This window comes from Mycobacterium persicum, from assembly GCF_002086675.1.
Lineage (GTDB): Bacteria > Actinomycetota > Actinomycetes > Mycobacteriales > Mycobacteriaceae > Mycobacterium > Mycobacterium persicum.
In genome coordinates this window covers 1-22,422 of the sequence record NZ_MVIF01000041.1, presented here as the reverse complement: position 1 = coordinate 22,422, position 22,422 = coordinate 1, and the positions used below count along the sequence as shown (strand labels likewise).

Annotated in this window: 19 protein-coding genes and 2 pseudogenes; 12 read left to right on the top strand and 9 right to left on the bottom strand. The window is 64.2% G+C overall.

Features of this window, described 5'->3' with window-relative positions:
• Positions 1 to 73: 73 nt before the first annotated feature.
• Entirely contained in the window at positions 74 to 868 is a 795-nt protein-coding gene (locus tag BST40_RS14410) for an acyl-[acyl-carrier-protein] thioesterase (protein WP_083154560.1), read from the bottom strand.
• A gap of 163 nt (positions 869 to 1,031) precedes the next feature.
• On the opposite strand from BST40_RS14410, the gene ramB reads away from it, so the two are divergent.
• Both ramB and BST40_RS14400 read left to right on the top strand, forming a co-directional pair.
• Complete coding sequence (gene ramB / locus BST40_RS14405) at positions 1,032 to 2,453, top strand: acetate metabolism transcriptional regulator RamB (protein WP_075548144.1); 1,422 nt, start codon at positions 1,032 to 1,034, stop codon at positions 2,451 to 2,453.
• The gene (locus BST40_RS14400) at positions 2,450 to 3,016 is read left to right on the top strand and encodes a carboxymuconolactone decarboxylase family protein (protein ID WP_075548145.1); all 567 of its coding nucleotides are present in this window, start codon (positions 2,450 to 2,452) and stop codon (positions 3,014 to 3,016) included. The genes ramB and BST40_RS14400 overlap by 4 nt, the downstream gene beginning before the upstream one ends.
• Positions 3,017 to 3,021: 5 nt before the next feature.
• On the opposite strand, the gene BST40_RS14395 is transcribed toward BST40_RS14400, so the two are convergent.
• Together BST40_RS14395 and lpdA are read right to left on the bottom strand one after the other, a co-directional pair.
• Entirely contained in the window at positions 3,022 to 3,297 is a 276-nt protein-coding gene (locus BST40_RS14395; RefSeq protein WP_075548146.1) for a hypothetical protein, read from the bottom strand.
• A gap of 9 nt (positions 3,298 to 3,306) precedes the next feature.
• Positions 3,307 to 4,701 (bottom strand): dihydrolipoyl dehydrogenase, encoded by a 1,395-nt coding sequence (lpdA, locus tag BST40_RS14390; protein WP_083154572.1) that lies wholly within the window; start codon positions 4,699 to 4,701, stop codon positions 3,307 to 3,309.
• A 347-nt stretch (positions 4,702 to 5,048) separates the two neighbouring features.
• Between lpdA and BST40_RS14385 the strand changes: the two genes are divergently transcribed.
• From BST40_RS14385 to BST40_RS29460, 5 genes are all read left to right on the top strand, one after another.
• The gene (locus tag BST40_RS14385) at positions 5,049 to 5,792 is read left to right on the top strand and encodes a hypothetical protein (RefSeq protein ID WP_131808325.1); all 744 of its coding nucleotides are present in this window, start codon (positions 5,049 to 5,051) and stop codon (positions 5,790 to 5,792) included.
• A 366-nt stretch (positions 5,793 to 6,158) separates the two neighbouring features.
• The gene (locus BST40_RS32555) at positions 6,159 to 6,290 is read left to right on the top strand and encodes a hypothetical protein (protein WP_255245988.1); all 132 of its coding nucleotides are present in this window, start codon (positions 6,159 to 6,161) and stop codon (positions 6,288 to 6,290) included.
• On the top strand, positions 6,280 to 7,437 hold the full coding sequence (locus BST40_RS29465; protein ID WP_131808326.1) for a hypothetical protein: 1,158 nt from the start codon (positions 6,280 to 6,282) through the stop codon (positions 7,435 to 7,437). Before BST40_RS32555 ends, BST40_RS29465 begins: the two co-directional genes overlap by 11 nt.
• Positions 7,438 to 7,895: 458 nt before the next feature.
• Entirely contained in the window at positions 7,896 to 9,200 is a 1,305-nt protein-coding gene (locus BST40_RS14380; RefSeq protein ID WP_083154558.1) for a PPE domain-containing protein, read from the top strand.
• Positions 9,201 to 9,650: 450 nt separating this feature from the next.
• Positions 9,651 to 10,739, top strand: a complete 1,089-nt coding sequence (locus tag BST40_RS29460; RefSeq protein WP_141563933.1) for a hypothetical protein — start codon at positions 9,651 to 9,653, stop codon at positions 10,737 to 10,739.
• Between the two features lie 562 nt (positions 10,740 to 11,301).
• On the opposite strand, the gene BST40_RS14370 is transcribed toward BST40_RS29460, so the two are convergent.
• The 4 genes from BST40_RS14370 to exaC are packed head-to-tail and all read right to left on the bottom strand — an operon-like array spanning position 11,302 to position 14,185.
• Positions 11,302 to 11,868 carry a hypothetical protein gene (locus tag BST40_RS14370; protein WP_089025149.1) on the bottom strand — a complete coding sequence of 189 codons (567 nt, stop codon included), beginning with the start codon at positions 11,866 to 11,868 and terminating at the stop codon, positions 11,302 to 11,304.
• Complete coding sequence (locus BST40_RS14365) at positions 11,861 to 12,139, bottom strand: putative holin (RefSeq protein WP_082275522.1); 279 nt, start codon at positions 12,137 to 12,139, stop codon at positions 11,861 to 11,863. The genes BST40_RS14370 and BST40_RS14365 overlap by 8 nt, the downstream gene beginning before the upstream one ends.
• 20 nt (positions 12,140 to 12,159) lie before the next feature.
• A complete protein-coding gene (locus tag BST40_RS14360; protein ID WP_075548152.1) occupies positions 12,160 to 12,648 on the bottom strand; it encodes a DUF779 domain-containing protein in 489 nt (162 codons plus the stop codon).
• 13 nt (positions 12,649 to 12,661) lie between these two features.
• Positions 12,662 to 14,185 carry an acetaldehyde dehydrogenase ExaC gene (gene exaC / locus BST40_RS14355; protein WP_083154557.1) on the bottom strand — a complete coding sequence of 508 codons (1,524 nt, stop codon included), beginning with the start codon at positions 14,183 to 14,185 and terminating at the stop codon, positions 12,662 to 12,664.
• A gap of 65 nt (positions 14,186 to 14,250) precedes the next feature.
• Between exaC and BST40_RS14350 the strand changes: the two genes are divergently transcribed.
• The 5 genes and pseudogenes from BST40_RS14350 (at position 14,251) to BST40_RS14330 (ending at position 20,863) form a co-directional block, all read left to right on the top strand.
• Positions 14,251 to 16,269 (top strand): prolyl oligopeptidase family serine peptidase, encoded by a 2,019-nt coding sequence (locus tag BST40_RS14350; protein WP_083154555.1) that lies wholly within the window; start codon positions 14,251 to 14,253, stop codon positions 16,267 to 16,269.
• Positions 16,270 to 16,709: 440 nt separating this feature from the next.
• Positions 16,710 to 17,672 (top strand): crotonase/enoyl-CoA hydratase family protein, encoded by a 963-nt coding sequence (locus BST40_RS14345; protein WP_075548165.1) that lies wholly within the window; start codon positions 16,710 to 16,712, stop codon positions 17,670 to 17,672.
• 76 nt (positions 17,673 to 17,748) lie between these two features.
• A complete protein-coding gene (locus BST40_RS14340) occupies positions 17,749 to 18,198 on the top strand; it encodes a DUF5078 domain-containing protein (protein WP_083154553.1) in 450 nt (149 codons plus the stop codon).
• 397 nt (positions 18,199 to 18,595) lie between these two features.
• Positions 18,596 to 19,405, top strand: a pseudogene (locus tag BST40_RS14335) (HNH endonuclease signature motif containing protein); the annotation flags it as partial.
• 18 nt (positions 19,406 to 19,423) lie between these two features.
• Complete coding sequence (locus tag BST40_RS14330) at positions 19,424 to 20,863, top strand: recombinase family protein (protein WP_083154552.1); 1,440 nt, start codon at positions 19,424 to 19,426, stop codon at positions 20,861 to 20,863.
• Here the strand turns inward: BST40_RS14330 and BST40_RS14325 are convergent.
• Together BST40_RS14325 and BST40_RS32875 are read right to left on the bottom strand one after the other, a co-directional pair.
• A complete protein-coding gene (locus tag BST40_RS14325; RefSeq protein ID WP_082275520.1) occupies positions 20,785 to 21,069 on the bottom strand; it encodes a hypothetical protein in 285 nt (94 codons plus the stop codon). The genes BST40_RS14330 and BST40_RS14325 overlap by 79 nt on opposite strands.
• Positions 21,062 to 22,422 (bottom strand): annotated as a pseudogene (locus BST40_RS32875) (replication initiator); the annotation flags it as partial. The gene BST40_RS14325 and the pseudogene BST40_RS32875, both read right to left, overlap by 8 nt.

The following is a 22,422-nucleotide window of genomic DNA, read 5'->3' as shown; positions in this document are numbered from 1 at the left end:
CCGTTACAGAACCTACCCGCCAGTAACGGCAAAGTCGCAGGTCAAAGCGCGGATTTGCGGGTAGGGGCCGACGCTAGCGGGCGAAGATGGCTGCGACGGCTTTGGTCTCGTCGCCAACCGCATATGTGAGCGTTGTAACAGTACGGTCAGTCAGTCCGGAACCGAATTGTTCGGTCGAGCCGGGCGGATGAACGTGCGAGATGATCTCCAGCTTGTCGCCGAGCGCCACCGGCGCCTCGTGCTCGATGGTCACCCGCAACGGCCCGGCCAACAGGTCGGTGTGACCGGCCAGGTAGTCCTCGATCACGCTCCAGTACACGGAGTTGTTCATGTGGTCGAACAAGTCGATGTCGGTGACCCGGACCGGGAACTCGTGGATTTCGGTGGCGTCATCACGGCTGCCCGGCTTGAGATAGCCCTTCCACCGCAGCCGGTCAACCGACGTTGTCTTGTGCAAGCCCGCGAGGAAGTCGTCGGCGATGCGTGCCGGCATCTCGGTTTCCCGGTTGACGTGGATCCAGAACGCTTCGGATTCGATCAGCCCGCCTTTGCGTCCGTCTATCCGAACGCGCATCTCACACCACCGGTTGGAGGTTCCCGAACACCACCGTCGGCACCGCAGCATGTCCTGGAACTCGATCGGCCGGATCATGTCCACCATGGTCCGGCGGACTATCCACAGCGGATGGGTCTCCTCGAAGCCCATCTCGCGCAACTGGTCCTGGCCGATGTCCTGGATATGCCGGCACGCCGCGTCCAGACGCAACCGGCCGGTGCGGTCGATGTCGCCGACCCGCAGTGGCCACTCGCGATCGAACACGCTGGGGTGACCGTCCGGTACCGGCATCAGTTCTTTGTCCAGGCTCACGGCGCTACTCCCCGTTCCCTCCTCATGCAAACCCCAGGCTGACCCTGAAAGCCTGATGCGAATCATGCCAACGACGCCTTGAAAACACCAATCGGAACACCGGTGGCCGCCCAGATGCGAACTCTGCGAAAGATGGCTTAGCACAGCCGGTACGCTCGGTGAAGTGTCCAAGACGTTCGTCGGGTCCCGGGTCCGCCAGCTGCGTAGCGAGCGTGGGTTCAGCCAGGCGGCGCTGGCTCAGATGCTGGAGATCTCGCCGAGTTACCTCAACCAGATCGAGCACGACGTCCGGCCGCTGACCGTGGCGGTGCTGCTGCGGATCACCGAGGTGTTCGGCGTGGACGCGACCTTCTTCGCCTCCCAGGACGACACCCGGCTGGTCGCCGAGTTGCGGGAGGTCACCATGGACCGCGACCTGGATATCGACGTCGACCCGACTGAAGTCGCCGAGGTGGTCAGCGCACATCCGGCCCTGGCGCGGGCGATGGTCAACCTGCACCGGCGGTACCGGATCACCACCGCACAGCTAGCCGCCGCCACCGAGGAGCGCTTCTCCGACGGCAGCGGCACCGGGTCGATCACCATGCCGCACGAAGAGGTGCGCGACTACTTCTATCAGCGACAGAACTACCTGCACGAACTGGACACCGCCGCCGAGGACCTGACGATCCAGATGCGGATGCACCACGGCGATCTGGGCCGCGAGTTGACCCGGCGACTCACCGAGGTGCACGGGGTGCACATCAACAGGCGGATCGACCTCGGCGACGGCGTGCTGCACCGCTACGAGCCCATTTCCAAGACGCTGGAGATCAGCAATCACCTCGCCCCCGGCCAGCAATTGTTCAAGATGGCCGCCGAGCTGGCTTTCCTCGAGTTCGGCGACCTGATCGACACGCTGGTTGAAGAGGGCAAGTTCACCAGCGACGAGTCACGCACCCTGGCCCGGCTGGGACTGGCCAATTACTTCGCGGCGGCCGCGGTGCTGCCCTACCGTCAATTCCACGATGTCGCCGAGAATTTCCGCTACGACGTCGAGCGCCTGTCGGCGTTCTACTCGGTGAGCTACGAGACCATCGCGCACCGGCTGTCGACACTGCAACGGCCGTCGATGCGCGGCGTGCCATTCTCCTTCATCCGGGTTGACCGCGCCGGCAACATGTCGAAACGCCAGTCCGCCACGGGTTTTCACTTCTCCTCCAGCGGCGGAACCTGCCCGCTGTGGAACGTCTACGAGACGTTCGCCAATCCGGGCAAGATCCTGGTGCAGATCGCCCAGATGCCCGACGGCCGCAACTACATGTGGGTGGCCCGCACCGTGGAGCGACGCGCCGCCCGGTATGGTCAGCCCGGCAAGACCTTCGCGATCGGACTGGGTTGCGAACTTCGCCACGCGCACCGACTCGTCTACTCGGAAGGACTCGACTTGTCCGGGGATCCGAACACCGCCACCCCGATCGGCGCGGGTTGCCGAGTATGCGAACGCGACAACTGTCCGCAGCGGGCCTTTCCCGCGCTCGGCCGCGCGCTCGACCTCGACGAGCATCGCAGTACCGTGTCCCCCTACCTGGTCAAGCAGCCATGACAGGGGACCAGGTCGCGCGCATCCCGTCGGGCCGGTTACGCCAGCTGGGTCCGATCAACTGGGTTCTGGCGAAGCTGGGAGCACGTGCGGTCCGCGCACCGGAGATGCATCTGTTCACCACACTGGGCTACCGCCAGTCGCTGTTCTGGGCCTGGCTGATCTACGGCGGCCGGCTGCTGCGCGGTCGGCTGCCCCGAATCGACACCGAGTTGGTGATCCTGCGGGTGGCGCATTTGCGATCGTGCGAATACGAGCTGCAACACCATCGCCGGATGGCGCGCGCCGCGGGGCTGGATGCGCAGACACAAGCCACGATCTTCGCGTGGCCGGACGTTCCGGAGGGCGACGGGCCCCGGAAGGTGCTCAGCGCCCGGCATCAGGCGTTGTTGAAGGCGACCGACGAGTTGATCAAGGACCGGTCGATCACCACCGAAACCTGGCAGCAGCTGGCGACTCACCTCAAACAGCGTCAGCTGATCGAATTCTGCATGCTCGCAACCCAATACGACGGGCTCGCGGCGACGATAACGGCGCTCAACATTCCGTTGGACAACCCGCGCTAGCTGGTTCAGAGATAGATGTCGGCCAGCACCGCCAACGTCAGCCCCACCGGCAGAATCGGCAGGCCGAACGCGAAGGCCGCCCACAGGTGGTTGCTGCGCCAGCGCAGCAGCAGACCGCCCAACACGGCGCAGACGGCCAGCACACCCGACAGCAGCAGCACCGCCACGCTCCAGCTACTCACCGTGGTGACGTCTTCGCCGATCGAAATGGCCACCAGCCACAGCACATAGCCGGTGGCCACACCGCCGATGCCGCCCAGGAGGGTCTCGGTGCGAATCATCGAGGTGACTCAGAAGTTGATCATGTGCCCGGTCAGGCCGTGGAAGCACTCCTGCAGCGCCTCCGACATGGTCGGGTGTGTGTGGACGTTGCGGGCCAGTTCGGTGGCCGTCAGATCCCACTTCTGCGCCAGGGTGAGTTCGGGCAACAGCTCGGAGACGTCGTGGCCGATCAGGTGCCCGCCCAGCAGTTCGCCGTGTTTGGCGTCGGCCACCAGTTTGACGAAGCCGCTGGGGTCGCCCAGTCCGTGGGCCTTGCCGTTGGCGGTGAACGGGAATTTCGCCACGACAACTTCGTAACCCTCGGCGCGGGCCTGGTCCTCGGTGAGTCCGAAGCTGGCGACCTGAGGTTGGCAGAACGTCGCCCGCGGCAACATCCGGTAGTCACCCAGCGCCAAAGTCTCTGCGCCGGCGATGGTTTCGGCCGCGACCACGCCCATGGCCTCGGCGACATGGGCCAGCATCAGCTGGCCGGTGACATCGCCGATGGCGTAGATGTGACCGACACTGGTCTGCATGTACTCGGTGATGCCGATGGCCTTGCGGTCGGTCAGCGCAACGCCGGCCTTGTCCAGTCCGTAGCCGTCGACATTGGGCGCAAAACCGATGGCCTGCAATACCTTCTCGGCCTTGAGCTCCTCGGATTTACCGTCCTTGCTGACCACCACGGTGACCTCGGAGCCGTTGTCGGTGATCGACTCGCACTTGGTACCGGTGAGAATTTTGACTCCCAGCTTCTTGAATTGCTTCTCGATCTCCTTGGAGACCTCCGCGTCTTCGTTGGGCAAGGCCCGCGGTAGAAATTCCACGATGGTCACGTCGACGCCGTAGTTCTTGAGCACATAGCCGAACTCCATACCGATGGCGCCGGCGCCGGCAATGATGATCGACTTCGGCAACTCCCGGGACAGGATCTGTTCCTCGTAGGTGACGACGTTGGCCGACAGCGACGTGCCGGGCACCAGCCGGGTGCTGGCACCGGTGGCGATGATGGCGCTGTCGAAGGTGACCTCTTGGGTACCGCCGTCGTTGAGATCGACCGAGAGCGTGTTGGCATCGGTAAACCTGCCGTAGCCGTGGATCTCGGTGATCTTGTTCTTCTTCATCAAGAAGTGCACCCCGGCGACGCGCCCCTCGGCCACCTTTCGGCTCCGGTCGAAGGCGACGCCGTAGTCGAAGGTGGCCTCGCCGCTGATGCCGAAAGCCTTGGCGTCCTTGGTGAAGATGTGCACGAGTTCGGCGTTGCGCAGCAACGCCTTGGACGGAATGCAGCCGACGTTGAGGCAGACGCCGCCCCAGTACTTCGGCTCGACGATTGCGGTGTTCAGACCGAGCTGCGCGCAACGAATGGCGGCCACGTATCCGCCCGGACCGGCCCCGAGGACGACGACGTCATAGTGAGTCACGGGCACTACCCTAACGGCTGCAATGCCTGGGCAGGGACCGAGTCACGGCAGTAGCGGCGGCGATCCCACAGCCGTCGGCGACGCGCGGCGACCGGCATAGCCGCCGCGATCCGCTCGCGGCCGTGACGATGCGGTTCTCGGCGGAGACCGGGAGGTGCCCGCGCCCGTCCTATCGAACGCGGACGCTAGTTACTTCGCCAATTCAGCGCGGGGGCCGGAGACTCGACCCTAGAATTGACACGATCGAAAGAAATGAGCGCAATGGGAATCACCGATATCTGCGAGCATCGTTGCGCCCCGGCAGATCGCCGGGCCATCCTCGGGTCAGCGGCACCATCACGGCGTCGATGCTCGCCGTAAGCGGGCTGCCGTCGTGGTCGTTCACCACGATCGAACGCTCTATTGCGACGCTGCCGCCGATCGAGGAGGTTTGGGCTACGCTGCCCGACACAGTGGCGACGGCCCAACTGAAGCGGCGTGAAAATCTGCTCGGTGTCGCGACTCTTTCCTGTCCCGCGATCGAACTCCTGCATCTCCTCATATCCAGCCTGGGTATTTTCCACACGATCATTCGCCACCCGCCCTCCGTGAAAGCCAGCACTAAGCAGACCCTGATAGCGGGTGGGCTCGACGGCAGCGTGCTGCTGGTCAACAAGACGATGACGGTGCGGCTGGATAACCAGCACTTTCTGTTCACCGGGGCGGGCGACTTCACCATCAATCGCCGGTTGTTACACCGCGTCGCCGCGGAACTGGGTCTTGCCAAACGTGCAGTGAAAGATTGCCGGATCAATCCGGCGGATTACTGCCCCGAATCCGAGCTGGGGCTATTGAAGGGCATTGTGTCGCCTTTTTTCTCACCCTCGGTAGCACAGCCCACATTGCAAGGGGTAGTGCTCATTGCACCAGCGGAGGTTGATCGGGCCCAAGCGCACATGGTTGCGATATCGCTTTCGCCATTTGAGAGTCTGGTTGTGCGGCTCGCTGACTTGCCCGCATTGGTGCAGCATTACGCGGCACGCGCATATCCCGACCTCAAGCGGACCACACTTGGTGCTCAACTCGGCGGGGTCGGGGGCCCGCGCGGATAACTGCCCACGCGCTGCCTCCGGGACGCGGTGCCGAAGGTGACCGGATTCGGTAATACCGTCGTGGCGCGTCGCTGAACGCCCGCCGCCCGGTCGGCCAGGGCAGATCATCGACCTGGGCGACTTCGACCACCGACCGGGCCGCGTCGGCGACTGCTTGGACATGTGCTGACGCAGCCGAAGTGTGAAGGGCGCGTCTGGGGTGAACGGCCCAGCCGGGTCGAGAAGCCGGCATTGACAGTTGGCCGCACAGACGACTTGTGCAACTATGTCCAATACAGTCGTATTCTATACGATACATTCGTATACGACACGGGATCCGGCGGCGTCAGCTTCACAGGCTGAGATGAACTGGAAGGAGTGGCGACGGTGACATTGTGGGTCGTTCCTGACGACGTGGCGAGCGCGGCTGGCGCCGTGGCGGTGCTGAGCGCTCGACCGGCGCACGCCCCCGCCGCTGCCGCGCCGCCGATGTACACGGTGGCGGCAAATGTCGGCTAAGCGAGAAGCGTCCAGTTGTCGCGGGGATGCCAACGCCGACGGCCTCAATCGCGCAACGCGTCGCAGTAAACCCCGACCAGGCAGGTCGTCGAAGCAACGCGCCCGCGCGGCCGGCGTCGCACTGGGAGCACTCGCCCTGACCACCGCCGCCAGTGCCAACCTGGATGGCCCGGCACCCCAATCAGTGATGAATTCTTCTCAGCTCAGCGCAGGCCGACTCGCCATCACGCTGAGCGCCCACGAGGTGTTCAAACTCGATACCTGCACAACAGAGGACCCTGGCGATTCCGTCACCACATCCACCGACCGTTCCGACGGCACGGGAGAAACGCCGTCAAACAACGCGACCAACAATACCCATACGTCACGTATCCGCATTCCCGAGCCCTGGCCGATAAATGCCCTGGCCCTTCTCTCCGATTCCGAAGAAGCCGAAGCCGTGGGAAATCTTCGGGCCAATTTCGATGATTCCGAAGAATCATCGAGCGAATCACTCGAACCTACTAATCCCGCGGAAACGGTCAGAAGGATATTCGAGGAAATCGACACGCCGGAGGTAGAGGAGGTATTAAGAACCCAATTCACGCCAACGAATTTGTCCTCGATACGAACCGCAGAGACTCCTTATTACATACCTGACGTCGGCTGGGTAGATGAGAGATTCGCCAGCAGATTCAGGAATGAGCTCGATGAGATACAGGAACAGCTCAACCAATTTAACCCCGACATAAATGAGAGCAAGGTCGGGTTTTCGAGAGAGAACATTGACGATCACTTAACTAACCTGCGCGCGAATTTGCCTGAAAATCCCTGGTCAGATCAGCCTGACAGTTCCGAGTCAGATGCGATTCTATTGAGCGGGGAAGAAAGTAATTCGGTATTTGCTACTCTCGGTAACAGTCCTTCCGACAATAACCTCTCGAACAGTAATATTCCCGACTACAGCGCGGTCGACTATGAGGTGAATACCGAGGCATCTTCAATGCAGATCCCGTTGATCGACCCCTACGCTGACACACCTGATTATCACGGTATGAGCGTTGCGGCGCTTTCGGCGTTGGCATATACCAATTTAGTCGGCGCCGACGACAACTACGTTACCGTAGCCGACGCTTTCGATATAACGAGTTCCAACGATAACAATTGAACGCTGATGGCGGTTAAAGACTTCGGCGAGCCGGTTGGCTTTTGGTTGTCAGATCGGTTGCCAGGTGCATCAGCGGGCAACCAGATTTGTCATAGGCAGCAGCCCGCTCACGGTAATGACGCCCGGGTGCGGCAACGGAAGTATGACAAAGCAAACGGGAGTAGTGGAATGAGTGAAATGACGTATCCGGTGGGACCGACATCCCCGGCGGCCTTCGTCGGCGCGCGGGAGTCATTGCGTGCTACCCGGCTCACGACCGACGCCGCTGCTACGCCAGCGACTACCACGCCGGCCGCCCCGGCGGGCAGTCCGAAATCGCCAAGCACCGTGCAAGCCGCGGTGAACACACCGGCAGCTCATGAGCTGAGCCGCTCGCAGGTTGGCCCTCATCGACCCGCTGGTGGCTCTGCGGCCCGCGATGCCGCGATGGTCCCGACGGCGCTCGCAGGTGGTGCGAAATGACGGCGCCGCTGTGGTCGGCGTCGCCGCCGGAGGTGCATTCTGCGTTACTTTATGCGGGCCCAGGGCCGGGCTCGTTGCTGGCCGCGGCGGAAATCCGGACAATGCTGAGCGCGGAGTACGCCTCAGTGGCCGAGGAATTGACCGCGGTGCTCGCCGGGATCCAAGCCGGCGCATGGGACGGTCCCACCGCGGAGTGTTGTGCCGCGGCCTATGCGCCGTACACCGCGTGGTTGCTGCAGGCCAGCGCCGACAACGCGCAAGCCGCTGCTGCTCACCAGGCCGCCGCAACAGCCTATGTGAGTGCCTTGGCGACGATGCCGACGTTAGGCGAGTTGGCGGCCAACCATGCCACCCATGCCGTGTTGGTGGCGACGAATTTCTTTGGCCTCAACACGATCCCGATCGCCCTGAATGAGGCCGACTATGTGCGGATGTGGATCCAGGCGGCCACCACGATGAGCGTTTACGAAATGACCACTGCCGCCGTCCTAGCCTCCGTACCGCGCACGAGTCCGGCACCGGTCGTCGTCAAACCCGGGACAGGCGTCATCGGCGATATCGCGGCCGGGGTTGTCCAATTCGGCCTCACGCCATGGCAGCAATTTTTACAGGCGTTCCGAGTATTTCTTACCGTAGAGCTCTTCACGATGGTGGAATTTATTGGCTACTTTCTAATGGGAATGGTATTTACCGGACCGATGCTTGTTGAGGCCTTCGTGTTGTTATTTAGCCAGCCCGCTACCGCATTTCTCATGCTGCAGGTTCTCTATTTGCTTTGGAGTCTGGTCGCCTCGTACGCCTTTTCTCTGGTGCTCAACCCGTTCTTTTTCATAGGCGCGATCCTCGAATGGATTCTCGACGGCGCGGGTCTTGGTCTTGGTCTTATTCCGGGTTTGGCGACGTCAATTGCTGAGGGAATCGCGCTGTCGACGGCCGGGGTGGCCACCGCTGCTGCCGAGTCGAGCGTGGCCGCGCTGACCGCTGTGCCGGCGGCGGGTGTGGCTGTTGGCGCGCTAGGGCCATTGGCGGGTGTATCGGCGGCATTGCCGCAAGCGCCGGTGGTATCAGCAGTAACGATGGGGGCTGCGTCGGGGTTATCGGCCTCGGCCGCGCCGGCTGATCAGGGCGCTGGCGTGATGGGGTTTGCCGCGACCACACCCACCGAGGCAGTGGTGCAGGCCGGCGGGTTGGCCGCGATCGGCGGCGGCGAGTCGGGTGGTTGCGCGCAGGTGCCCATGCTGCCGACCGGTTGGCAACCAGGTTTGGCCGACGCTGCCCACACCGTGCTCACGAGCGCCTAATACGGGATGACGCCAACCAGACAGTGGTCCACCCCGCTGGCCGCGGCGGGAATCCGGACAACGCTGAGCGCGGAGTACGCCTCAGTGGCCGAGAAATTGACCGCGGTGCTCGCCGGGCGGCAACGCCCCGATACACGGCCAGGCCAGGACACACCGTGGGCCGGCGAGTTCGGCCACCGGCCGGGCCGCGTCGTCGACTGCCCGGCTACACAGGTGACATATGCAACTATGTCTGATGCAGATATATGTTGTCTAATACACCCGTATACCGCTGCGGCTGGCCGACGTAGTCTGCTTCACGGTGTGAGAGCAGGTGAAAGGGGTTGTGGCGGCTACGTTGCGGCTCGACCCTTACGACGTGCGGGCGCGCCTGCCGCCGCAAACGCGCTGAGCGCTCGACTGCCGGCCGCCAATGCCGCCGGCGCAGTTTCGATTCCACGGTGGTGACACATGCCAGCTGAGCCCGAAGCGTCCAGTTCTCACAGCGATGCCACGGCTGATGACCCCAACCGTGCAGCGAGTCACCGCAAACCCGGCCCAGACAGGTCGCCGCGACAACGCGCCCGCGCGGCAGGGGTCGCGCTGGGAGCACTCGCGCTGACCAGCGCTGCCAGTGCCAACCTGGCTGTCCCGACATCCCCATCGGCGATGAGTGCTCAGCTCAGCGCAGGCCGACTCGCCATCACGTTGAGCGCCCACGAGGTATTCAAACTCGATATCTGCACAACAGACGACACTGGAAATTCGGCCACCGACCCTACCGACACGACTACCACTTCCAACAACGATTCCACCGGCATCGACGAAACGCCGACGAACAACGACACCAGCAATACCAATATCGCACGCATCCGTATCCTCGAGCCCTTGCCGGTAAATGTTCTGGCCTATCGCGATGATCGCGAAGAATCGTCGAGCGAATCATCGGAGCATACTAATCCCCTCGTGACGGTCACAAGGATTTACGCGGAAATCAACACAGCAGAGGCAGAGGACGATTTCAGAACTGAATTTACCCCAGCGAATGTATCATCGACAAGAACCGCACAGACTCCTTATTACATACCCGACGTTGGCTGGGTGGACCGCGAGTTCGCCAGTAGCTTCCGGGAACAGCTTGAATCGCAATTAGAAACCATCATCGCCTTTGACACTACTCATGATAGCCTTATTGGACTTTCCTACGACCACATTGATGATCACCTAGATACTTTGCACTCGACTATGCCTCAGGCCGAAGACTTTGAGTCAGACGAGACTGAAAGTTCTGAGTTGGGCGAGGTAGGGATGAGACGAGAAAGCAATTCAAATAATTACCTGGGCGACGAAATTGTCGCCGGCTGGGCCAGTCCATACGATAATTTTTCCAACAATAACGCCCTTGGCAATAGCGGCCCCGACTATGGCGCGAACGCCGAGCCACCGCCAACGCGAATTCAGTTTGCCGAACCCTACCCCGACGTGCCTGATTACGAAGCTATGAGCGTTGCAGCGCTTGAGGCGTTAAACTATGACAATATTTCAAACAACAATAATTGAACTTTGATGACGACGGAAGGCGGGGGCTGGCCGGCCGATTTTTCGGTTGCGGGGCGGTCAGATCACCGGCGCGCGCCAGATCTGTTCTTGGTCGAATCAGTGCAGTGGTAGGTTGGCGGGCCGGGGTCGTTGGCGGACCCCGGATGTGATCTTCACAGCCGGCGCGGCGGGGATGGTGCAGCTCGAGAGCGGGCCGCGGCTGACATGGTATCCCTCGACCCTCCTATGCCCCGAATGCGCGGGTAGTCGACACTGCGATGACACTGGCAGATCGGGTGTCCACCTACGGATGTGGGCATACCGCCGACAGGCACACACGCGGCGCCCCATCTGATCCAGCCACACCCCTCACGAGCCCCGCCGAACCTCGGACCCCCAAACTGGGGGTACCGCCCGCTTGCGGGGGAGCGGCCGGCCACCAATGTCCGCCAACGGGACACCCTCACGTTGATGAAACCAGCCCGAATACACGGAAACCGACGTTCACACCGCCCCGGCGGCCTGAACCGACGACGCCCCGGGAAGGGCGGTGCAGACATTCGTCAGAGTTGTTCGACACGCTTTAATACGGAATGACGCCGACCAGACAGTGGCCCACCCGCTCGCAGTAGTAATAGCCGTACAGCGGTGCCGCCGCGGCGACCGAGGCAAACGGCCCCGACATCACCCCGATTGACATTGCCGCGATCATGGGCCGGCCCTGCACCATCGACAGAATCAAGCCGCCCACGGTGCACGCGACCACATAAACCAGGACGACAAAGACGGCCGCCGTCTTGTCCAGCGTGTGATACCACCAATAGAACAGACTCAGCCCGATTTCGGCCGCGCCAAACCACACGCCGAGGATGACCAGCAGCAACTTCCACCACTTCAGGTACTGGTAGCGGCCGGGCACCTGCACCGGTGCGGCAGCCGGCTCGCCCGTCGACGCATCGGCGGGCGCTTCCGCGACAGGCGGGGCCGAGGACGGGCTTTCAGGTTCCTCCTTGGGCTGCGTCGCCGAGTCAGCCTTCTCCGCGTGGGCGGCCAACAGGGGTAAGGGCTGCGAGCCGGTGTCGAAATCGGGCACGAACGGTGCCGTCCCAGGGTCCGAAACGTGATCCTGGTCAGCCTCTTTGTCAGCCACCGGTTGCCACCTCGATCGCCACCAGCACACCGAACCAGCCCGGCGCCAGCGCGAGGATGAAGGCGCCCAGCGTCGTTACCCAACGGCGCCCGGAAAACAGAATGATCGCCAGCCCGAGCACGCTGGGAATCGCGACCACCAGCGCAATGACGATGTCCGGCCGCAGCGGCGTATGAACCAGGACTGTTCCCGCCACTCCGGCCAGCAAGCCGACCGCGTTGCCAACCAGCATGGCGCTCGTCAGTAGCCGCGCACGTGGAAGGGGAATCACGTTGTACGACCTTACTGCGGTCACGCCCCGGTGGCCCGGCACGCTCCCGGCGCGTTGTCGGCGACAACCTCGCCACGTACCGGCGGCCGCTCACCCCGTGCGTACGCCAGGCCGGTGATCACTGGAACAGCTTCGACCTGGGCCTTCTCTTCGTCGCTGAAAACCCGGCCGCGACTGAGGAAGCGCACGCCCTCGGGGGCTTCCAGGCTGAACCCGCTGCCGCGGCCCGGTACCACGTCGATAACCAGTTGGGTGTGCTGCTCTCGATATTGAGCCTGGTACTGCGGACCCGAGATCCATACCGGCACGCCCGGTTCCGTCACATCGAGCACCCCGAGCAGGACGTCGCGGTCACCGACGAGGAAGTCCCCTTGCGGGTAGCACATCGGCGAGGACCCGTCGCAGCAGCCGCCGGACTGGTGAAACATCAGCGGACCGTGCTGCTCGTGCAGCCGGGCCAACAACTCGGCGGCCGGCGCGGTGATGACCGCACGGCTGGGCGGGTTCATGACAGCCCGAGCATCAGAACAATCCCAGCGCCTTGTCGGAATAGGACACCATCAGGTTCTTGGTCTGCTGGTAGTGCTCGAGCGCCATCTTGTGGCACTCGCGGCCGAAGCCGGACAGCTTGTAGCCGCCGAACGCCGCGTGCGGTGGATAGACGTGGTAGCAGTTGACCCACACCCGCCCGGCTTTGATGTCGCGCCCGGCCCGGTAGGCGGTATTGCCGTCGCGGCTCCACACACCAGCTCCCAGACCGTAGAGGGTGTCGTTGGCGATGCCGATCGCGTCGTCGTAGTCGGTGAACGACGCGACCGCCACCACCGGCCCGAAGATCTCCTCCTGGAAGATCCGCATCGCGTTGTTGCCGGCGAAGATGGTGGGCTGCAGGTAGAACCCGCCGGCCAAGTCACCACCGAGGTCGGCACGCTCACCGCCGGTGATGAGCTTGGCGCCCTCCTCCTTGCCGATTTCGATGTAGGACAAGATCTTCTCGAGCTGGTCGTTGGAGGCCTGAGAGCCCAGCATCGTCTCGGTGTTCAGCGGGTCACCTTGCCGAACCGCCTTGGTCCGGATCGCCGCCAGTTCCAGGAACTCGTCGTAGATGTCGGCCTGGATCAGGCTGCGCGACGGGCAGGTACACACCTCGCCCTGGTTGAGGGCGAACATCGTGAAACCCTCCAGCGCCTTGTCCTGGAAATCGTCGTTGGCCGCCATCACGTCGGAGAAGAAGATGTTGGGGCTCTTGCCGCCGAGTTCCAGGGTGACCGGAATCAGGTTCTGCGAGGCATATTGCATGATCAGCCGACCGGTCGTGGTCTCGCCGGTGAAGGCCACCTTGGCGATCCGGTTGCTGGACGCCAACGGTTTACCGGCCTCGAAGCCGAATCCGTTGACCACGTTGACCACCCCCGGCGGCAGCAGGTCAGCGATCAGCGACATCAGGTACAGGATTGATGCCGGGGTCTGCTCGGCCGGCTTGAGCACCACGGTGTTGCCGGCGGCCAGCGCCGGCGCCAATTTCCAGGCGCCCATCAGGACGGGGAAGTTCCACGGAATGATCTGGCCGACCACTCCCAGCGGCTCGTGGAAGTGGTAGGCGACAGTGTTCTCGTCGATCTGGGAAAGCGTGCCCTCCTGGGCGCGGATCGCCGCGGCGAAATACCGGAAATGGTCTGCGGCCAGCGGAATGTCGGCAGCCAGCGCCTCCCTGACCGGTTTGCCGTTGTCCCACACTTCGGCCACCGCCAGCGCGGCCCGGTGTTCGTCGATGCGGTCGGCAATCTTGTTCAGGATCGCCGCCCGCGCGGCGGGCGCGGTCTTGCCCCACCCCGGCGCCGCGGCGTGCGCGGCGTCGAGCGCCTTGTCGACGTCGGCCTCGTCGGACCGCGGTATCTCACAGAACGGCTGGCCGGTCACCGGCGTCAAGTTTTCGAAGTAGCGGCGCTGGGCGGGTGCGACCCATTCGCCGCCGATGAAGTTCTCGTACCGGGATTCATACGACATCAGCGCACCGGCGGAACCCGGACGTGCAAAGACGGTCATCTTTTCGGCTCCTCGCTAGATCATGTAATACAGCTCACACTACCGCCGGGGCAAGAATGGCTTCCATGACATCTGAGGCGCCCGACGACCCGCACCTGTGGCTTGAAGACGTCACCGGCGAGAACGCACTGGACTGGGTGCGCGCACGCAACGAGCCGACGCTGACCCGGTTCTGTGGCGGCGATTTCGAACGGATGCGGGCCGAGGCGCTCGAGGTGCTCGACACCGATACCCGGATCCCCTACGTGGTGCGCCGCGGCGACTACCTCTACAACTTCTGGCGCGACGCCGCCAACCCGCGCGGGCTGTGGCGGCGCACCACGCTGGACAGCTACCGCGCCGACAACCCGGAATGGGACGTGCTGATCGATGTCGACGAACTCGGACGAGCGGACGACCAGAAATGGGTGTGGGCCGGCGCCGGCGTCATCGAACCCGACCACACTCGCGCGCTGATCGGTCTGTCGCCCGGCGGCTCGGACGCATCCGTGGTGCGTGAATTTGACATGCGGACACGCCAATTCGTCGACGGCGGATTCGAGCTTCCGGAAGCCAAGTCCCAGATCTCCTGGCAAGACCCGGATACCGTGCTGGTGGGCACCGACTTCGGCGCTGATTCCCTCACCGAATCCGGCTACCCTCGCGTCGTCAAGAGATGGCGCCGGGGCACCCCGCTAGCCGAGGCGGAGACGGTGTTCGAGGGCGCCCGTGCCGACGTCCGCGTCATGGCATCGGTGGATCGCACCCCCGGCTTCGAGCGCACCATGATTGCGCGGGCACTCGACTTCTGGAACGACGAGGTCTACGAGCTGCGCGGCGCAGAGCTGATCCGCATCGATGCGCCCACCGACGCCAGCGTGTCCGTGCACCGCGAATGGCTGCTGATCGAACTGCGCACCGACTGGACGGTAGCCGCCACCACCTACCCCGCGGGCGCGCTGCTGGCCGCGGACTACGACGAATTCCTTGCCGGCACAGCGCAATTGCGTGTGGTATTCGAACCCGACCCGCATACCGCCCTGCATCAGTACCTGTGGACCCGCGACCGGCTGCTGATCGTGACCCTCGCCGACGTCGCCAGCCGCGTCGAAATCGCCACCCCAGGCAGCTGGCAGCGACAAGGGTTGGCGGGCATCCCCGCGGCGACCCACACCGTCGTCGTCACCGCCGACAACCACGGCGACGAGTTTTTCCTCGATTCCAGCGGATTCGACACGCCGTCGCGACTGCTGCGCGGCACCGACGACGGACAACTCGCCCCGATCAAGTCCGCGCCCGCCTTCTTCGATGCCGAAAACCTCACGGTGGCGCAGTATTTCACCGAGTCCGACGACGGGACGGCCATTCCGTATTTCGTGGTGCGGCCCGTGGCCGCCGACGGACCCGGTCCCACGCTGCTGAGCGGCTACGGCGGCTTCGAGACGTCCAGAACGCCCGCATACGACGGCGTGCTGGGCCGGTTGTGGCTGGCCCGCGGCGGCACCTACGTGCTGGCCAATATCCGCGGCGGCGGCGAGTACGGACCTGGCTGGCACACCCAGGCGATGCGCGCTGACCGGCACAAGGTTGCCGAGGACTTCGCCTCAGTTGCAACGGATTTGGTGAGACGGGAGCTCACCACGGTCGAGCAGCTCGGTGCCCGGGGCGGCAGCAACGGCGGGCTGCTGATGGGCATCATGCTCACCAAGTACCCGGAGAGGTTCGGCGCGCTGGTCTGCGATGTGCCACTGCTGGACATGAAGCGCTATCACCTGTTGCTGGCGGGAGCCTCCTGGATGGCCGAATACGGCGACCCCGACAATCCCGACGACTGGAAATTCATCTCCGAATATTCGCCGTACCAGAATATTTCGGCGGACCGGAAGTACCCGCCGGTGCTCATTACCACCTCCACCCGCGACGACCGCGTCCACCCGGGCCACGCCCGCAAGATGACGGCCGCCCTGGAGGCCGCCGGCCATCAAGTCTGGTACTACGAGAACATCGAGGGCGGGCACGCCGGCGCGGCCGACAACGAGCAGCTGGCGTTCAAGTCGGCGTTGAGTTACTCCTTCCTGCACCGGATGCTGGGCGAGAGCCGGTAACCCTGTCAGCGGGTCAGGAGCGGACGTCTAGCACCAGGCATCTTCGGGCCGCGGCCGAGCGTTTCTTCTCCGGACGCGGCGCCGTCGTGGTGGTCGGTGCGCGGTTCATCGACGGGCTGCGCCAGGCCAACGGGATCGTTGCCGGGGCGGCCCACCTGGGGTGGTGGCGTTTTCGGCGTTCAACACCCTCGGGGGCGCCGCGTGGGTCGCCCTACGGGTGTTGGTCGGTGACTACTATCGGGGCGATCTACGCGGATTTCCAGCGCCACGAGAAATACGTATGGGCAGCGTCAGCCGCCCTGGCCGTCGCCCTGCTGATCCGTGACTGCTCAAACGGCGATCCGGGCATGGCACGGAAGCGCAAGAAACACAAGACGTCCCGTGCGCCTCGCAATGGCGCACCCTTGACACTGAAGTCCCCCAGCGGCTTCGCTTCGGCTATGCCTACTTCCCGGCCTAGTCCCCCGTCTAGTCCCTCACCTAGTCCCCGGTCGATACCGGACTTCGAAACGCTGCTCTACTCGGCAGCCGGCCCAGTCGCCACCATCACGTTGAATCGCCCGGAACACCTCAACACGATAGTCCCGCCCATGCCCGACGAGATCGAGGCAGCTGTCGGGCTGGCCGAGCGCGACCGAGACATCAAGGTCATCGTGCTGCGCGGCGCCGGACGCGCCTTCTCCGGTGGTTACGACTTCGGCGGCGGTTTCCAGCACTGGGGTGAGGCCATGATGACCGGCGGCAAGTGGGATCCGGGTAAGGATTTCGCCATGGTCAGCGCCCGTGAGACCGGTCCGACGCACAAGTTCATGGCCATCTGGCGGGCGTCGAAGCCGGTGATCGCGCAGGTACACGGCTGGTGCGTGGGCGGCGCCAGCGACTATGCGTTGTGCGCCGACATCGTGATCGCCAGCGAGGACGCCGTGATCGGGACACCCTACAGCCGCATGTGGGGGGCTTATTTGAGCGGGATGTGGCTGTACCGCCTGAGCCTGGCCAAGGTCAAGTGGCATGCGCTGACCGGCCGGCCGTTGACCGGTGTCCAGGCCGCCAAGGTCGAGCTGATCAACGAGGCGGTGCCCTTCGAACGGCTCGAGGCGCGAGTCGCCGAGATCGCCACCGAGCTGGCACGAATCCCGTTGTCGCAATTGCAGGCCCAGAAGCTGATCGTCAACCAGGCCTACGAAAACATGGGACTGGCGTCCACCCAGACGTTGGGCGGCATTCTCGATGGCCTGATGCGCAACACCCCCGAGGCGTTGGACTTCATCACGACCGCCCAAACCCAGGGGGTGCGGGCAGCGGTCGAGCGCCGCGACGGCCCGTTCGGCGACTACAGTCAAGCCCCTCCGGAGCTGCAGCCCGACCCGAACCACGTCATCATCCCTGATGACACTGCATAGTGAGCTGGGCTAGGAATATGACCGAAGGTGACGGTCGACGCTATGCCGGGAGCCGAAAAGTGTTACCGTAACAACTATGTCTCCGCTGAGTTCTCGCCTGCGCGCAGGCGTTGTTTTCCTCGCGTTGGGTGTCGCCGCAGTGGCTGTTCCGAGCACCGCTACGGCCGATTCCACGGAAGACTTTCCGATTCCTCGCCGGATAATCGCCACCACCTGCGATGCCGAACAAATACTCGCGGCCACCAGGGACACCAGCCCGGTGTACTACGAGCGGTACATGATCGACTACAACAACCATGCTCAATACCAGCAGGCTACCCAGGACAAGGTGCACTGGTTCTTCTCGTTGTCACCGGCGGACCGCCGGGATTACTCCGAGCACTTCTACGATTCCATCGATCCCCTGTGGTGGGGCTGGCGCAACCACATGAAGATCTTCTTCAACAACAAGGGCGTTGTCGCCAAGTCCACCGAGGTGTGCAACCAATACCCGCCCGGCGATATGTCGGTGTGGAACTGGGGGTAGGCACCGGCGTGCGTCGAGATCGGCGGTGCGCGACGGTCGGGGAACTCCCGGTCTTCGACCGCGGCGCCGGTCATGGTGATGGCGGCGACGTGGAGGGTGTCGGCGTGGGTGTGCGTGCCGGCGACGATGAGCACTGATTCCGCCAAGATGGTGGTGTCCCTTCTGACGAGCGTTGAGGTGGGGGTTCACACCGGCCAGGGCGGGCAGACAAGCCGTTGATGAGGAACGGCCGGGCTCCTGATTAGGTCAAGTCCGGCGTGCTCAAGACGCGCACCACGCGGGCCGGGCAGATCAAGTGAAGGACAGCCCAGTAGGGCGGCGGCCAGACTCAGGGTCACGACCTGCGCGGTAACGCTGTTTCATCATCAATGTCAGACCCGGCTGCGATGATGGGGTTATGTCTTCGGCCGCGTCGTTGGGCTGTGCGCCCATGCTGCCGACGGAGCACCTTGAGGTGTTGTTTGCGGAGTTGTCGGAGTTGGCCGGTCAGCGCAATGCGATTGATGGGCGCATCGTGGAGATCGCCGCGGAGATGGATCGCGACGAGCTGTGCGGAATGACGGGTGCGCGGTCGGTGGCGGCGTTGCTGGCCTGGAAGCTCGGCTCGTCGTCGACCAACGCCCACACGATCACCACGGTGGCGGGCCGGCTCGAGGAGTTCCACCGGTGTGTGGCGGGCATGCGGGAAGGGATCAGACTTGCCCATGACGACGCGGCGAAGTTCGACGCCGCGCTGGCCTCTCATCGTGAGGCGCTGATCGCCGAGTGAAAACACGACCACGACACCGCCGCGGGCGCCTCAGAGCAGCGGCCGCCATTGCCGAGCACCGTCGAGGCGTTCCTGCGGCTGGTCGAGACCGGCTGGGACACCGAGGCGACCCGCCGCCCCCACGGCCAGCACACCACGGTGCTGGTGCACGTCGATGTCAAGGACCGCATCGCCGCACTGCATCTGGGTCCGCTGCTGTCTGACGCCGAGCGCCGCTACCTCAGCTGCGATGCCACCTGCGAAGCCTGGTTCGAACGCGACGGCCAGCTCCTCGGCGCCGGGCGGGCGACCCGCGTGATCAACCGCCGGCTGCACCGCGCCCTGGAGCACCGCGACCAAACCTGCGCAGTACCCGGGTGCGGGGCCACCCGCGGCCTACACGCCCACCACCGACGCCATTGGGAAGACAGCGGCGCCACCGAACTGGACAAGGTCATACGTTGTTAAACTACCCTCATGTCTCTACGGAAATCTGCTGGTCAGCGTGTTGGGGTGTGCTCGGCGGCGATTTATGCCCGGATTTCCTCGGATGCGGAGGGCACGGGGTTGGGGGTGGCGCGGCAGGTGGAGGATTGCCGCAAGCTCGCCGCTGATCGGGGGTGGCCGGTCGGGGCCGAGTATGTGGACAACGATGTGTCGGCGTTTTCCGGCAAGCCCCGCCAGCAGTATGCCCGGATGCTCGCTGATCTGGCGTCTGGTGATCGTGATGCGGTGATCGTCTACAACTTGGATCGGTTGCATCGGCGTCCGGTCGAGTTGGAGGAGTTCGTCACGTTGTGCGAGTCGGTGGGGGTGCGTGATGTGGCGACGGTGACCGCCGACATCGATTTGGGCAATGATGACGGGTTGTTCATGGCCCGCATTTTCGCCGCGTTCGCTGCCAAGGAGTCCGGCCGCAAGTCGGCGCGCATCCGGCGGAAGATGTTGCAGAACGCGCAGGCTGGGTTGCCGCATGGTTCAGCGCGCCCGTTCGGGTATGAACCGGACAAGGTCACCGTGCGCGAATCGGAGGCCGCAGTGGTCCGCCAGATGGTGCACCGGTATCTGGCGGGCCAATCCTTGCGGTCGTTGACCATCTGGCTCAACGAATCGCAGATCGCCCCGAGCGTGGCGAGGTCGTGGCAGACTTCGGTGGTGCGCCAGGTGTTGTCCTCGGGCCGTATCGCCGGGTTGCGGGAGCACCGCGGGGAGGTGATCGGTGCGGCGGTGTGGCCAGCGATCATCACTCCAGCAGAGCGTGATCGGGTGCTGGCCCGCATGGCGGCACGCTCGGTGACCAAATCCCGCAGCGCACGCACGTATCTGTTGTCGGGGATGTTGCGCTGCGGGCGCTGCGACAACCGACTGTATTCCCAAGCCCGACATAGCAATCCCGGCAATCGGACACGCCGGTATGTGTGTTTGAAGGGGCCGGATCATGGTGGGTGTGGCCGGTTGACGGTGGTCGCCGCCCCGGTCGAGGAACTGCTGACCGAAGCGGTGCTGGCACGGCTGGATTCACCGCGGCTGGCCGAGGTGCTGGCGGGCAAAGCCACCGCTGATGCCGATGTCGCCGCTTTGGCGGCTCAGCTCGATGCGGATCAGGAACGTCTGGATGAGCTGGCGGGGTTGTATGCCGATGGCGCCATTACCGCCCGGGAGTGGATCGCTGCGCGTGATCCGATCACCGACCGCATCACCGCGGCCCGCCGCGATATCGCCGCCGCCACCGACACCACCGCGGTCTACGAGCTGGCCGGCACCGGCGCGATACTGCGCAGCGGGTGGGCTGACCTGGACCTGGGCCGCCAGCAGGCGATCATCAAAGCGGTGCTCGATCACGCCGTCATCGCCCCGGGCACACCGGGTGCGCGCCGCCTGGACATCGACCGAGTACGACCCGTCTGGCGGGTGTAACCCGCCGGCGACGGCCGGTGATCGATCCCGAGCAGGGTGGCGATGCGGGCGATGACGGCCGGGTCGGTCACGGTGACTGGCAGGTTCTGGCGTTCACATGAGGCGGTCAGCCAGGCGATGAACTCGGGCCGCTCATGCAACGGCACCGGCTGATCGCCGTTGTTCCCCGTGTCGGTGGTGTCGGCATCGGGCGTGGCCTCAGCCATCACCGCCCCCTGGTGGTGCCGGCCACCGGTTGCCGGTGCGGGAGCGGGTTTCGGTGATGGCAGTGATGCGGGCGGCGATGTGGCGCAGGGCTGCGGAGACGACCAGCACTCGGTCGCCGGCGTTGGTGTGTCCGGCGTGATCGAACTCCCAACACACGGCATCGGGGTCGAGTGGGGCGTAAGGCCGCTGGTCGGGGCCAGTCACCGCGCCGTCGGGTGGGGTTTCGTTTCGTTGCGCTGCGTCTTTCGTCAGCTGTTGGCGGGTCCAGGTGGCGCGGGCGGTACGCAAAGCACTCATGGTGGTGGAGTAGTGGCGCGATTTGGTGATGATGTGCCCGCGATACCCGAGGGTGTGTAGCCAGCGTCCAATCCCCGCCACCGCGGCGCTGCCGTGTTCGGCCAGCTCGGCGATGGTGTCCAGGATGGCCCGCACATGGTCGCTGACGGCCAGCTCGCCAATCGCCTCGGCGGATAGGCGTCGGGCGCTGATGCCGAAGTCGTGCAACGATTTGGTGACGTATTTCGCCAAATATGCAGCGACCCAGCGCGGTGAAAGCCGCGACGATCCGGCGGTTGCGGCTCCCGTTGCCACGGAATCGGTTGCGGTCGTGTCGGTTTCGGGTATCAGTGCTTGGGTGTCGATTTGGGTGCCGAACCGCACCGTGCGCATCCCGCCCTGGTTGGGTAATCGTCGTCGTCGGCGGGCACGTCGATGCTGACGCGACCGGCAGCGTGTTGGATCAAGGCGGCCAGCTCGGCGGCGGTGATCGGTGACGACCAACCAGGTTGCTGGTCGGTGATGTGACGGGGCTCCCCACCACCCCGAGGGGCGGCGGGGCCGTGACTGATGCGGTCACCCGATGCCGTGGTAGGCCAATCTCCGGGTGGGTCGAGGCGGATCAGTGCGTGAATGTGCGGGATGGCGCGGGCTTGCAGTTCCACCACCTTGACGAAACTGACCCGCACCGAATCCGTAGTCAGTCCAATGGCTTTCAGGTGTGATGATGGCGCGTCGTAGCGTGACGGTGAAGCGCCGCCACAGTTCGGGCAGCTGCCATGCGAACAGCACATGCCCGAGATAGTCATAGCAGGCCGCACACAAGGGTTGCCCCGCCACCGGATCATCGGCGACGTGGATTGTGTTACAGCGCAGGGGTTTTCCGTGTCGGCAGTGAGTAGACGACCTGTTGGCCTTGGTGTGGCAGGGTGTGCCGGTGGCGTTGTGCACGGCCCCGTAGCCTGGTGCAGTCAAGGTGGTGAACACTTGCGGATGAGTGGCGACTTCAGCGTGTACGTTGTGGTGGCCGCCGGCGGCTCCGGCGTGCACCAGCTGCCAGGTGTCGCGGGCATACA